This window comes from Mycobacterium sp. PDNC021 (genome assembly GCF_048282635.1).
GTDB lineage: Bacteria > Actinomycetota > Actinomycetes > Mycobacteriales > Mycobacteriaceae > Mycobacterium > Mycobacterium llatzerense.
Map to the genome: position 1 here is coordinate 2,409,251 of NZ_CP182502.1, position 13,286 is coordinate 2,422,536.

Genomic DNA, 13,286 nt, shown 5'->3' on the forward strand with positions numbered 1-13,286 from the left:
GTCAGTCGACGCACTTCGGATCGGACGTGCCCGCGGTGATGATCGGGGACGGCGGCACCGGCGTGGTCGCGCCGGAATCGGTGGTGTCGGCAGCGGATTGCGTCACGGTGTGCGTTCCGCCCTCCAGGCCGGAGCCGGGGCCCGCGTAGTCGTGCGCCAGCACCACCCGCACCGCACCGCTCGGCACCGAGGCGTTCTCCACCACGGGCAGATTGCCCAGTTGCTGGGCGATGGCCTGCGCCCCGAGGTCGTCCGACTTCGCGGCCTGGATCTGGCTCGACGTCACGTGGTCGGCCTCGTTGTTGCCGATCTTGCCTGCGACGAAGCCCTTTGCGGTGAGTGCCTCCGACACCGCCGCGGCCAGTCCGTTGATGTCACTGTCGTTGACCACGTCGACGGTGGTGTTGCCGGGTGTGTAGGCCAGCTTCTCGGTCTTGCCGTCGGCCTGATCCTTGAGCAGACCGGCCACCCACTCCTGCACCTCCGCGGGATCGACCCGCACGACGCTCTGGGTGCCGTCGTCGCTCCAGCCGTCCTCGGCCAGCACCGGGATGGTGGCGAATGCCACGTTGCCGCCCGCCAGCTTCTGCATCTGCTGGACGAAATCCATGATGTCCCAACCGTCGGACAGCACCACCGACCGCTGCACGGCCTGGCGCAGCCGGCTCAGGGTGCTGGGGCTGGACAGGGTCTGCCCGGAGATGATGTCGTGCGCCAGCGACGCCATGAACACCTGCTGGCGGGTCACCCGGTCCAGGTCGCCGCGGGGCAGATCATGGCGCTGCCGCACGAAGCTCAGGGCCTGCGGGCCGTTGAGTTTCTGCCAGCCGGCCGGGAAGTTGGCTCCCGACAACGGTTCGTCGACGGCGTTCTTCAGACACACGTTGACGCCGCCGAGCGCGTCGGTGATCAAGGCGAAGCCCAGCAATCCGACCTCGGCGTAGTGATCGACGGTGACGCCTGTGAGCTTTGCCACGGTTTTGATCAGCGCTTCGCGGCCGGCCTCGACGGCCTTCGGCTCCGCGGTGGCCGCGTCCTCGCCCTGCTGCTCGACGAGTTCCTTCATCTTCTCGAGCTTCACCTGACCGAAGACGCCGTTGATCTTGGTCTTGCCCAGACCCGGCGACTGCACATAGGAGTCGCGCGGGATGGAGATGGCGGTGGCCGAGCGCCCGTTGTTGGGGATGCGCACCAGGATGATGGTGTCGGTGTTGGTGGACACGTCGTCGCCGGCCCGCAGCGTCGCGAGTTCGTCCTCTGACAAGGGGTTTCCGTGCGCGTCGGTGCGGCTGTCCATGCCCACCAGCAGGATGTCGACGGCACCGTCGTCGCCCCCGCCGCCGAGGGCCGCGGCGCTGATGCGGTTGATGCCCGATTCCAGCGAACGCAGGCTGCTCCAGGCCACGCCCGTGCCCACCATCACGAGCACCGTCATCATGACGGCGAGGATGCGGAACAGTCGACCTGGCACCAGGACAGGCTACTGGTGAGCGGTTGCCGTGGCCGGTAGCCCGGGGTTCGGCGGGTCACACCCTGGTGCGGGTACGGCCGTCGGCCCGCTAACCTCTAGCCCGTGATCGAGGAGCCTTCCGGACCGCCGGGGACGCAGTCCGACAGATCACCTGTGCCGGACCGCCCGCTGCTCGTGGTGACGGTGACCTATTCACCCGGCCCGCATCTGGACCGTTTCCTGAAGACGCTGGCGCATGCAACCGAACGCAAGCTGCTGGTGGTGATGGCCGACAACGGATCGACCGACGGTGCCCCCGAGGCGGCCCTGCACCGGTATGCCGATGTCGAGTTGTTCCGTACCGGCGGCAACCTCGGCTACGGCACCGCGGTGAACCGCGCGGTGGCGGCCTACCTGGACACGCCCGACAGCGTCGTCGACCAGGAGTTCTTCGTGGTGGTCAACCCGGACGTGCAATGGGGGCCGCACAGCATCGACGAGCTGTTCGCCGGTGCGGCGCGATGGCCGGCCGCCGGCTCGGTGGGGCCGCTGATCCGCGACCCCGACGGTTCGGTCTACCCCTCGGCCCGGCATCAGCCGAGCCTGATCCGCGGCGGCATGCATGCCGTGGTCGGTCCGTTCTGGAAATCCAACCCGTGGACGGCGGCCTACCGCCAGGACCGGTTGGAGCCGAGCGAACGCGCGGTCGGCTGGTTGTCGGGTTCGTGTCTGTTGTTGCGCACCAAGGCGTTCCGGCAGATCGGCGGATTCGACGAGAACTACTTCATGTACATGGAGGACGTCGACCTGGGCGACCGGCTGGCACGTGGGGGCTGGCAGAACGTGTACGTCCCGGCCGCCGAAATCCTGCACGACAAGGGACATTCCACCGGACGTGACCCGGCCCGCAACCTGGCCGCGCACCACCGCAGCACCTATACATTCCTGGCCGACCGGCATCCGCGCTGGTGGCAGGCCCCGCTGCGATGGACCATCAAATCGGCCCTCGGCGCCCGCGAACGCGCAGTGGTGGGCAATTCCAGGCGTAAGCGCCGTCGGGCAAACTAGGCTACCTGCGACGACCGATGGTGGCGGGGGCTTGCATCGGCGCAAACATCTTCAGTCATGGTGAAAGGACGCGAGTTGAGTGACGCGGTGAATCCGGTTGACGTCGACGCGGTCATCCTGGTGGGTGGGCAGGGCACCCGGCTGCGCCCGCTGACCCTCTCGGCGCCCAAGCCGATGCTGCCGACCGCTGGTGTGCCGTTCCTGTCCCACCTGCTCGCGCGGATCGCCGCCGCGGGCATCCGCCATGTGGTGCTGGGCACCTCCTACAAGGCGGAGGTGTTCGAGGAGGAATTCGGCGACGGTTCCAAGCTGGGCCTCGAGATCGAGTACGTGGTGGAGGAGGAGGCCCGGGGCACCGGTGGCGGTATCGCCAACGTGGCGCCCAAGCTGCGCCACCGGACCGCCATGGTGTTCAACGGTGACGTGCTCTCCGGCCTGGACCTCCGCGCGATGCTGACCAGTCACCTCGAGCGGCAGGCCGATGTCACGCTGCACCTGGTGCGGGTGAGCGACCCGCGGGCGTTCGGTTGTGTGCCAACCGATTCCGACGGTGTGGTGACGGCGTTCCTGGAGAAGACGCAGGACCCGCCGACCGACCAGATCAACGCAGGCTGCTACCTGTTCCAGCGTGAGGTGATCGATGAGATCCCCACCGGCCGTGAGGTGTCGGTGGAACGCGAGGTGTTCCCCAAGCTGCTGTCCGACGGTTTCAAGGTGTGCGGTTACGTCGACGCCAGCTACTGGCGTGACATGGGTACGCCCGACGACTTCGTCCGTGGCTCAGCGGATCTGGTGCGCGGTATCGCGCCGTCGCCGGTGCTCGACGGGCACCGCGGCGAGAGCCTGGTGCACGAGGGTGCCGCGGTGGCGCCCGGTGCGTTGTTGATCGGCGGGACCGTGGTGGGCCGCGGCGCCGAGATCGGCGCCGGTGCCCGGCTGGACGGTGCCGTGATCTTCGACGGCGTCAAGATCGAGGCCGGGTCGGTGATCGAGCGGTCCATCATCGGGTTCGGCGCCCGGATCGGGCCGCGCGCGCTGATCCGCGACGGCGTGATCGGCGACGGTGCCAACATCGGCGCCCGGTGCGAGCTGCTGCGCGGTGCGCGGGTGTGGCCGGGGGTCACCATCCCCGACGGCGGTATTCGCTACTCGACGGACGTCTGAGCGGCCCGCGCGAGCCGTTCCAGGCCGGGGTCCGGGTCCGGTAGCGCGTCCAGGGGCCACCACCGCAGATCCAGTGATTCGTCACTGCAATGAATCTCGGCGTGCTCCGGCGCGACGGCCAGGTACTGCACGTCGAGATGCCGGGTCGGGACGCCCAGTGAGCAGGTCAGCGCGTGCACGTGCAGCGCGGCCGGCACCTCGGCGATCGCCAATCCGGTGATACCGGACTCTTCGGTGGCCTCCCGTAGTGCGGCGGCCCGGATGTCGGTGTCGACGTCCTCGCAATGGCCGCCGAGTTGCACCCAGCGGCCCAAACGGGGGTGCAGGGTGAGCAGGGCCGTGGTCCGGGTGTGATCGAGCACCAGCGCCGACGCGGTGATGTGCCCGGGCTCGCAGGCCCGCCGGCAGGCGTCGGGCCGGGCTGCGACGAACGCCGCGACAGCGTGCCGCAGCGTGTCCTGATCAGGGTCCGGGGCCGGCCAGTCGCGCAGCGCTGCCACAACGGAGGCGTGCAGGGTGTCGCTCATCGGCGGATCAGGAGCTCGTCGGTGGATACCGGCTCCCGCGGTGCCCGTGGCTCGTCGGTCTCGGGCAGATGGCCGATGGCGATGGCGCCCAGCGGTTCCCAGTCGGCCGGCAGCTCGAGCTCGGCGCGCACGAGGTCGGCGGCGAAGATCGTCGACCCGATCCAGCAGCTGCCGACATCCCGCGCGGCCAGGGCCACCAGCAGACCCTGCACAGCGGCGCCCGCCGCGACGGTGAACATGGTGTGCTCGGCGTCGGTGCGGGCCGCGTCCGGATAGCTGTGTGCGCCATCGGGAACCAGGAACGGGATGACGAGTTCCGGTGCGTCGTAGAGGATCTGGCCGCGTCCCACGCGCCGGTCGACCGAATCGGCGGGCCGGCCATCGCCGGTCAGGTCGGTACGCCACTTTTCTTTCATGCGGTCCAGCAACCGGATCCGCGTGTCGTGGTCCTGCACCCAGACGAAGCGAACCGGGCGGGTGTGGTGCGGCGCGGGCGCGGTCAGGGCCTCGGCCACGGATTCCTCGATGAGTTCCGGCGCGACCGGCTCGGTGCCGAACGTGCGCACCGATCGACGCATCAGCTGAGCCTGCCTGCGGCCCAACGCCAGTGCTTCCTCGGTGCCCAGCCAGAACAGGTCGTCCTGACCGGCGCGCACCAGGGTCCGGCCGTTGGAGCCGTCGTCGCGCGGCGACAGGCCCCGCACGACGGCGACGGGGATGCCGGTCAGCTTGCCCTTGACCAGATCGGCGGCGGCCGCGATCTCGTCGGCGATGGCGACCTCCGTCACCAGCAATTCGTTGCCGTGGGTGTCCTGGACGCCCGAGTAGCCGTGCAGCACAGCCAGTCCCGCCGCGCCGATCGCGGCATCGATCTGACCGTTGCGCCAGGCCCGGCCCATGGTGTCGGTGACGACGACGGCGACGGTGACGCCGAGCCGCTCGGCCAGGCCGGCGCGCAGTCGGGCCGCGCTGCCGTCCGGGTCGACCGGCAGCAGGGCCAATTCGGTTGTGCTGACATTGGATCCGTCGACGCCGGCGGCGGCCTGGACCAAGCCGATGGCGTTCTCGGTGATCAGGGTGCGGCCCTTGCGGGCCAGCACGCGCACGGCCTCGTCGTCGATCAGCCTGCGCCGCAGGGCGTCCCGCTCGTCGGGGTCGGTCGGCGCGGCGACGATGCGGCCCTCGGACTTGGAGAGCACCTTGCTGGTGACCACCAGCACGTCGTCGTCGCGCAGCCAGGGGGCGGCCGCGGCGATGACGGCGGCCACGTCGTCACCCGGGCGGAATTCGGGCAGCCCTGGCACGGGCAGGATTTCGATGGCGGCCGCGGCGCCGTGTTCACTCACTTCGGCGCGTTCGGTCACAGCTGGATTCCGGCGAGTTGCAGTCCGGCCCGGACCATCTCGGCCGTGGCCGCCGGGTCGGTCATCAGCAGCGGCACGGCTTTGACGTTGACGCCCTCGATCTCGGCGTGGTCGCCCTCGTCGATCAGCCAGCCGTCGAGGATGCCGGTTCCGCCGCGGGCGCCGTAGTGCGTACCCACGGCCTCAGAGGTGCTGTCGACGCCGATCACCTTGAGGCAGTCATCGGCCATCCCGCGCAACGGTTTTCCGGCCACGATCGGGGAGTACCCGATCACCTGTGCGGGCGTGGACCGTAGCGCGCGGCGCAGGCCGGGCACGGCGAGGATCGAACCGATACTGACGACCGGATTCGAGGGGGCCAGCAGCACCACGTCGGCGCCGGCGATGGCGTCGGCGACTCCCGGTGCGGCGGTGGCCTTCTCGGTGCCGATGAACGCGAAGCTGTGGGTGGGGATTTGGGCGCGGTAGCGAACCCACCACTCCTGGAAGTGGATGGCGCGCTGGTTGCCGGTTTCGGGATCGGTTACCACCACGTGGGTTTCGCTGCGGTCGTCGCTGGCCGGCAGCAGCCGGGCGCCGGGCTGCCAGCGGTCGCACAAGGCCTCGGTCACCTGGGACAGCGGATAGCCGGCCCGCAACATCTGGGTGCGCACCAGGTGGGTGGCCAGATCGCGGTCGCCGAGCCCGAACCAGTCCGGCTGTACGCCGTACGCGGCGAGCTCTTCCTTGGCGTGCCAGGTCTCGTCGCGGTGGCCCCAGCCGCGTTCGGGGTCGATGCCGCCGCCGAGGGTGTACATGCAGGTGTCGAGGTCGGGGCAGATGCGGACGCCGTACATCCAGGCGTCGTCGCCGACGTTGACGATCGCGGTCAATTCGTGCGACGAGGGGGTCGATGGGTTTACGCCGGGTTCGGCGAATTGACCCAACCCCAGAAGCTTCTGGACGCCGAGCAGAAAACGAGCGCCGCCGACGCCACCGACCAGAACCGTGACCTTCACGTCGACTCACCCTAGGCGATGACGGCCGGATGGAATGACGCGCCCGGAAAGGCAATTTGGCGCGCAGCAAACTTTAAACCTCAGTATTCACTTGAGTAACAGGCGTATCGGCTATCGCAATTACCAAGTGCGTTGTGCGGCAGCGTGTTATTGGTCACTATCGCGACACGCCGCGATAACGACGCGCCGTAAACAGGTCACAAGATGGTAGGAAATGCGCTTCATCCGCTTGACCATGGCAGCTAACCCGTGTGTAATCACACCAGTGTCATTCCCGGTTTGTTTACCGGTTCCGGTGCAGCAGACTGAGATTCGACCGTATGTTCGAATTTTGATCGCCACTGACGGCACGCAGGGCAAGTAGTTGGACTCCGTTTTGAAAACTACGTAAAGCAGGGGAGGAGGCGGCAAATGTCTTACGAACACGCTGATTTCGATCATGTCGTTCAATTCGACGGGCGGATGCTCGGCTCTGTTGGGACCGCACCGCACACGAACACCGGACCTGTCCAGCACGTCGTCGCCGGACGGCCGCAGCTGAGTCTGGTGCCCGAACACATCGACAACGAGTCCGAGCTCACGGAAGACCAGTGGCAGGAGCGTGCCCTGTGCGCGCAAACTGACCCTGAGGCGTTCTTCCCCGAGAAGGGTGGCTCGACCCGGGAAGCCAAGCGCATCTGCCTGGGCTGCGAGGTGCGCGACGCGTGCCTCGAGTACGCCCTGGCGCATGACGAGCGCTTCGGCATCTGGGGCGGTCTGTCGGAGCGCGAGCGCCGGCGGATCAAGCGCGGCGTCATCTGACGCACCGCGCTCGCGGGTAGGTCGACCGGCCTGTCAGTCGTCCAGCATGGTCGGGTCGATCACTGATGGTTCAACGCCGAGATACGTGGCTACCTGCGCCACGAGAATCTCGTGCAACAGGTCGGCGAGGTCAACGGAGTCCTTCGCCCTCCGCTCAATGGGCTTGCGGAACAACACAATTCGCGCCCGTGTCGAATTCCCCCGAACATCCACCCCGGCCGGGATGAGCCGCGCCAGCGCCACCGGCCCGTCGGCGATCACCTCGGGCGGCCACTGGATGGCATCGGGATCCTTGGGGGAGATCCGCGGAATCTCATCGACTGCGACATCGAGCCCGGACACCCGGCTGCTCCAGCGGCGCTCGATGGGTTCGTAGGCCTCCAGCACCGCCATGTCGAATCGTTCGGCGCGACTGCGCCATCCGGGAACGGTCGGGGGGAGTAGCGGGCCGCGCATGCCGCGACGGCGGCGCACACGCGAGTGGGCCATCGGCCGATAGTAACGGTTGGAGATCGACGTACCCGCGACGCGCGTGTCCGGCAGTGGGCGCGTCGGCGGCGCGATAATCTCGCCGAGTGAATGTTCCCCGTCGCTGCTGCCGGCCAGGTTGCCCGCACTACGCCGTGGCGACGCTGACATTTGTCTATTCGGATTCCACGGCAGTCGTAGGTCCGTTGGCCACCGTGTCGGAGCCGCATTCGTGGGACCTGTGTGTGTCGCACGCCAGCCGCATCACCGCGCCCCGCGGGTGGGAGTTGGTCCGCCATGCGGGTCCGCTGCCCACGCCTTCGGACGATGACGACCTCGTCGCGCTCGCCGACGCGGTGCGCGAAGGTCGAGACTCGCCGTCTCGCGGCGGTATCCCAACAGGTTTCAGCGATCCGCCCCCCGGCAGCCACGCCGGCGCGCAGGGTGGCGCGCAGGGTGGCGCGCAGGGTGGCGCGGTCATGGCACCGCCCGCCCCCCGCACGCAGCACGGCGGGCAGCCCAATGGACGACGCCGCGGCCATCTGCGAGTGTTGCCGGACCCTCCTGAGGGTTAGCGCCCCAACTCCTGCCGAACCCCACCGACCGTCCCCGGGCAGATGGGCCAGCCGATAGGCTGACTGTCACAGACCCTCGGTATGCAGTGGTCTGCAAACGATGAGATCGGGAGGGCTATGTCTCGGCCTGCTGCCTCTGTACAGCGCGTCATCAAGGCATATGACGTACGCGGGCTGGTCGGCGAGGAGATCGACGAGTCATTTGTCGCCGACGTCGGCGGTGCCTTCGCCCGGCTGATGCGCGCCGAGGGCGCCACCCGCGTGGCGGTCGGTTACGACATGCGGCCCAGCTCACCGTCATTGGCCGCGGCGTTCGCCGGCGGGGTCACCGCGCAAGGTCTGGACGTGGTCCGGATCGGGTTGGCGTCGACCGATCAGCTCTACTTCGCCTCGGGTCTGCTCGACTGCCCGGGCGCCATGTTCACGGCCAGCCACAACCCGGCGGCCTACAACGGCATCAAGCTGTGTCGCGCCGGGGCGAAGCCCGTCGGCAAGGACACCGGTCTGACCGACATCAGCGATGAGGTCATCGGCGGCGTGCCCGGTCACGCCGGCGCCGCCGGCACTGTTGAGGATCGCGACGTGCTCGCCGAGTACGGCACCTTCCTGCGTTCGCTGGTCGACGTCTCGGCGCTGCGTCCGCTGCGGGTCTCGGTCGACGCCGGAAACGGCATGGGTGGGCACACCACTCCGGAGGTGCTGGGCACCGTCGCGTCGATCGCCTTGCTGCCGTTGTACTTCGAACTCGACGGCACGTTCCCCAACCACGAGGCCAACCCGCTCGACCCGGCCAACCTGGTGGACCTGCAGAAGCATGTCGTCGACAACGGCGCCGACATCGGTCTGGCCTTCGACGGCGACGCCGACCGCTGCTTCGTCGTCGACGAGAAGGGCGACCCGGTGTCGCCGTCGGCCGTGACGGCGCTGGTCGCCGATCGGGAGCTGACCCGCGAGGCCGGCGCGACCGTCATCCACAACCTCATCACCTCGCGTGCGGTGCCCGAACTGATCGCCGAGCGCGGCGGTAAGGCAGTGCGCTCGCGCGTCGGCCACTCGTACATCAAGGCCCTGATGGCCGAGAGCAACGCGATCTTCGGCGGCGAGCATTCGGCGCACTACTACTTCCGCGATTTCTGGGGTGCCGACTCCGGCATGCTCGCCGCACTGCACGTACTGGCGGCGCTCGGGGAGCAGGACCGTCCGCTGTCCGAGCTGATGGCCAAGTACCAGCGATACGAGGCGTCCGGCGAGATCAACTTCACCGTCGCCGACGCACCGGCCTGCGTCCAGGCGGTCATCACCTCGTACGGCAGCGAGATCGTGTCGACCGACGAACTCGACGGCGTGACCGTCGACCTCGGCGACGGGCGCTGGTTCAACCTGCGCACCTCCAACACCGAACCGCTGCTGCGGCTCAACGTCGAATCCCGCACAGGCGCGGAGGTCGACCAGATCGTCGAGCACATCGCGGCACAGATCAAGGCGGTCAGCGGGCGCACCGGCGAGTCGACGCCATGAGTGCCGCCCCGGCGACCCTGGACCTCGACGATGTCGACGGCCTGATCGCGGCCGACCGCGACGGCCTGCTGCGGGCGGCGTCGATGGCCGGCGCGCAGACCCGCGCGGTCGCCGCGGCACTCACTGAAGGCGAACTCGACGAGCTGCGCTCCGACCAACGTCCGCGCACCGTCACCTGGGTGTGCGGGCGCGGTGCGTCCGGAGCACCCGGCGCGGCCGGGGCCGTGCTGGCCGCGGCACTGGGGGCGACCTCGTCGATCCCGCTGGTGGTCACCCCGGATGTGCCGCCGTGGATCGGCGCACTGGACGTCGTGATCGTGGCGGGCGACGACGCGGCCGACCCGGCGCTGGTGACCGCGGTCGCGACCGGCGTGCGCCGCGGTGCCCGCGTGATCGTGGTGGCGCCCAACGACGGTCCGTTGCGCGACGCCGCTGCCGGCCGTGCGGTGGTGCTGCCGCCGCGGCTGTCGGTGCCCGACGACTTCGGCCTCACCCGGTACCTGGCCGCGGGGCTCGCGACCATGATGGTCGTCGATCCGGCACTGCGCATCGATCTGGATGCCCTGGCCGACGAGTTGGACGCCGAGGCCCTACGCAACAGCGCGGCCCGCGAGATTTTCACCAACCCGGCCAAGAACCTGGCCGAGCGGATGTCCGGCCGGCAGGTGGTGCTGGCCGGGGAGGGCGCGGCCATGCTGGCGTTGGTCCGCCATGCCGCGACGGTGCTGCTGCGGGTGGCGCATCAACTGGTGACCGCGACCGGCGGCGCTGACGCGCTGGTGGCGTTGCACGGCGGGCTCGGCCGGCAGACCGTCGAAATGTCTTACGAGGACTCGCTTTTCCACGACCCCGAGATCGACGGGCCGGTGCCGGCCCGGGTCCGCACCGTGGTGCTGTGTGCCGACGAGGAGCGCCCCGGCGTGATCGCCCGGATGGACGCCCTCGGTGGTGACGTCGACGTGCTCAGCGCCGACGACGTGCCCGACGCGGGGCTGCAGGTGCCGGGTAGCCGCTTGGAACAACAGATCGCGATGCTGGCGGTACGGCTGGAGATGACGGCCGTGTACCTGAAACTGGTTCGAGGTTAGACATAGTGCATCTGCTACGAGGCGCGGTCAGGAACTACGCCTGGGGGTCGCGCACCGCCTTGGCCGATTTCGCCGGAAGGCCCAGTCCCACAGCGCATCCCGAGGCTGAACTGTGGTTGGGTGCGAACCCGGGGGACCCGGCGCGGCTGGAGACCACCGACGGCGAGGTGTCGCTGCTCGACGTCATCCGGGCCGATCCCGGCGCTGAACTGGGGCCTGAGGTCCGGGCCCGGTTCGGTGAGGTGTTGCCGTTCCTGGCGAAGGTGCTGGCCGCAGACGAACCGCTGTCGCTGCAAGCGCACCCCAGTGCCGAGCAGGCCGCCGAGGGCTTCAATCGTGAAGAGCGCCAAGGCATTGCCGTCAACGCGCGCAATCGCAACTACCGGGACCGCAGCCACAAACCCGAGTTGATCGTGGCCCTTGGCCCGTTCGAGGCGCTCGCCGGATTCCGGCCGGTGGTCCGCACTGTCGAGTTGATGCGGGCACTGGCGGTGTCCGACCTCGATCCGTACATCAACCTGCTGGCGGGCCAGTCGGACGGGGCCGGGCTGCGGGCCGTGTTCACCACCTGGATCACCTTGCCGCAGCCCGATCTCGACGTGCTGGTGCCGGCCGTGCTCGACGGTGCGGTGAACTACATCCGTTCGGGGGCAACGGAATTCGCTGCCGAGGCCAAGACCGTACTCGAACTCGGCGAGCGGTACCCGGGCGATGCCGGCGTGCTGGCCGCCATGCTGCTCAACCGCATCAGCCTGGTCGAGGGGGAGGGTATCTATCTGCCCGCCGGCAATCTGCACGCCTATCTGCACGGCCTGGGGTTCGAGGTCATGGCCAACTCCGACAACGTGTTACGCGGTGGCCTGACACCCAAGCACGTGGATGTGCCGGAACTTCTTCGCGTACTCGACTTCACCCCGACCGATGGTCGGCCGATCCGCCCGCGGCGGGCCGAGCATGGCTCAACCGCCGGCATCGAGGAGGTGTTCGACACGCCCGCACCCGAGTTCGCGGTGTCGATCCTGCGGATCGGCGACGAGCGGGTGGGCAGTGCGGTCGAGGTGCCCAAGGAGCACGCCGGCCCGCAGATTCTGCTGGGCACGCAGGGCCGGGTGCAGGTGCATTCCGCGGGTGGCGAGCTGACCCTGAACCAGGGGGCCGCCGCCTGGATCGCCGCCGGGGAGGGACCCGTGCGGCTGGTGGCCGAAGAGCCGTCGACGGTGTTCCGTGCGACGGTAGGGATCTAAGAAACCTACGAAAGGGCAGGTCATGTCGGCCTCGGGGAGTGCGCGCGCGATTGTCGCGGCGCTGTTGGCCAATGCGGGAATCGCGGCGGCGAAGTTCGTCGGCTTTCTGATCACCGGTAGTTCGTCGATGCTCGCGGAGTCGGTGCACTCGCTGGCGGACACGTCCAACCAGGGGCTGCTGCTGTGGGGACAACGCCAGGCGCGCAAGGACGCCGACCATCTGCATCCGTTCGGCTACGGCCGCAGCCGCTACTTCTATTCGTTCGTGGTGGCGCTGGTGCTGTTCAGCCTGGGCGCCATGTTCGCGCTGTACGAGGGCTATCACAAGATCAGCCACCCGGAGCCGCTGTCCTCGCCGATCGTCGCCGTCGTCATCCTGGTCGTCGCGATCGGGCTGGAGGGCTACAGCTTCTACACGGCGGTGAAGGAATCGCGTCCGCTCAAGGGGGCCGGCAGCTGGTGGCGGTTCATCCGGACCTCGCGTAACCCGGAGCTGCCGGTGGTGCTGTTGGAGGACACCGGCGCGCTGATCGGTCTGGTGCTGGCCCTGGGCGGTGTGGGCCTGTCGATGCTGACGGGCGACCCGGTGTGGGACGGCATCGGCACCGCGGCCATCGGTGTGCTGCTCGGCATCATCGCGCTGGTGCTGATGGTCGAGATGAAGAGCCTGCTGATCGGTGAAGGCGCGACCGTCGACGAGACCGGCAGCATCCGCAGCGCGCTGGAGCAGACGGCGCACATCGACCGCGTCATCCACCTCCGGACCCAGTACCTGGGGCCGGAGGAGATGCTCGTCGGTGTGAAGGTCGCGCTGGCCCCGAAGACCGACCTGGAGACGGTCGCCACGACGATCGACGCCGCCGAGGTCGCGATCCGCGCTGCGGTCCCCAACGCCCGCATCATCTACATCGAGCCCGACCTGTACCGCGGCTGACGCCGACAAAACCCGCAGTCACCTGCAGCGGTGACGGCTGCCACAAGTCGTTTTACAAAATCGCCTCTAATGTCTAGACCGGCGACA

At 68.7% G+C, this 13,286-nt stretch carries 13 protein-coding genes; 8 read left to right on the forward strand and 5 right to left on the reverse strand.

Going from position 1 to position 13,286, the window contains the following annotated elements:
- Position 1: 1 nt before the first annotated feature.
- Positions 2-1,438, reverse strand: coding sequence for an LCP family protein (locus ACNO8X_RS11335; protein WP_418005861.1), 1,437 nt, complete (start codon positions 1,436-1,438; stop codon positions 2-4).
- A gap of 186 nt (positions 1,439-1,624) precedes the next feature.
- Here ACNO8X_RS11335 and ACNO8X_RS11340 point away from each other — a divergent pair, with 186 nt between their 5' ends.
- Complete coding sequence (locus ACNO8X_RS11340) at positions 1,625-2,518, forward strand: glycosyltransferase family 2 protein (protein WP_071285847.1); 894 nt, start codon at positions 1,625-1,627, stop codon at positions 2,516-2,518.
- 57 nt (positions 2,519-2,575) lie between these two features.
- Positions 2,576-3,682 (forward strand): sugar phosphate nucleotidyltransferase, encoded by a 1,107-nt coding sequence (locus ACNO8X_RS11345; RefSeq protein ID WP_418005361.1) that lies wholly within the window; start codon positions 2,576-2,578, stop codon positions 3,680-3,682.
- Here the strand turns inward: ACNO8X_RS11345 and ACNO8X_RS11350 are convergent.
- Genes ACNO8X_RS11350 through cofD form a run of 3 tightly spaced genes read right to left on the reverse strand, consistent with a single transcriptional unit; the run spans position 3,664 to position 6,571 of the window.
- Positions 3,664-4,209, reverse strand: a complete 546-nt coding sequence (locus tag ACNO8X_RS11350; RefSeq protein ID WP_418005362.1) for an NUDIX hydrolase — start codon at positions 4,207-4,209, stop codon at positions 3,664-3,666. The genes ACNO8X_RS11345 and ACNO8X_RS11350 overlap by 19 nt on opposite strands.
- On the reverse strand, positions 4,206-5,555 hold the full coding sequence (locus ACNO8X_RS11355) for a coenzyme F420-0:L-glutamate ligase (RefSeq protein WP_418005862.1): 1,350 nt from the start codon (positions 5,553-5,555) through the stop codon (positions 4,206-4,208). The genes ACNO8X_RS11350 and ACNO8X_RS11355 overlap by 4 nt, the downstream gene beginning before the upstream one ends.
- Before the next feature lie 14 nt (positions 5,556-5,569).
- Positions 5,570-6,571: a 2-phospho-L-lactate transferase gene (gene cofD, locus ACNO8X_RS11360; protein WP_418005363.1), complete on the reverse strand. Its 1,002-nt coding sequence runs from the start codon at positions 6,569-6,571 to the stop codon at positions 5,570-5,572.
- Positions 6,572-7,108: 537 nt separating this feature from the next.
- Between cofD and ACNO8X_RS11365 the strand changes: the two genes are divergently transcribed.
- On the forward strand, positions 7,109-7,372 hold the full coding sequence (locus tag ACNO8X_RS11365) for a WhiB family transcriptional regulator (protein ID WP_192830227.1): 264 nt from the start codon (positions 7,109-7,111) through the stop codon (positions 7,370-7,372).
- A gap of 33 nt (positions 7,373-7,405) precedes the next feature.
- Here ACNO8X_RS11365 and ACNO8X_RS11370 read toward each other — a convergent pair whose 3' ends face one another.
- A complete protein-coding gene (locus tag ACNO8X_RS11370) occupies positions 7,406-7,828 on the reverse strand; it encodes a metallopeptidase family protein (protein WP_043392897.1) in 423 nt (140 codons plus the stop codon).
- A 119-nt stretch (positions 7,829-7,947) separates the two neighbouring features.
- Between ACNO8X_RS11370 and ACNO8X_RS11375 the strand changes: the two genes are divergently transcribed.
- The 5 genes from ACNO8X_RS11375 to ACNO8X_RS11395 all read left to right on the forward strand — a co-directional run bounded on the left by ACNO8X_RS11375 (position 7,948) and on the right by ACNO8X_RS11395 (position 13,199).
- The gene (locus ACNO8X_RS11375; RefSeq protein ID WP_418005364.1) at positions 7,948-8,415 is read left to right on the forward strand and encodes a DUF3499 domain-containing protein; all 468 of its coding nucleotides are present in this window, start codon (positions 7,948-7,950) and stop codon (positions 8,413-8,415) included.
- 117 nt (positions 8,416-8,532) lie between these two features.
- Positions 8,533-9,933, forward strand: coding sequence for a phosphomannomutase/phosphoglucomutase (locus ACNO8X_RS11380; protein WP_418005365.1), 1,401 nt, complete (start codon positions 8,533-8,535; stop codon positions 9,931-9,933).
- Entirely contained in the window at positions 9,930-11,021 is a 1,092-nt protein-coding gene (locus ACNO8X_RS11385; protein WP_260940048.1) for a TobH protein, read from the forward strand. Before ACNO8X_RS11380 ends, ACNO8X_RS11385 begins: the two co-directional genes overlap by 4 nt.
- Positions 11,022-11,026: 5 nt before the next feature.
- Positions 11,027-12,265 carry a mannose-6-phosphate isomerase, class I gene (gene manA, locus ACNO8X_RS11390; RefSeq protein ID WP_418005366.1) on the forward strand — a complete coding sequence of 413 codons (1,239 nt, stop codon included), beginning with the start codon at positions 11,027-11,029 and terminating at the stop codon, positions 12,263-12,265.
- 22 nt (positions 12,266-12,287) lie between these two features.
- Positions 12,288-13,199 (forward strand): cation diffusion facilitator family transporter, encoded by a 912-nt coding sequence (locus ACNO8X_RS11395; RefSeq protein ID WP_418005367.1) that lies wholly within the window; start codon positions 12,288-12,290, stop codon positions 13,197-13,199.
- The last annotated feature ends 87 nt before the right edge of the window (positions 13,200-13,286 follow it).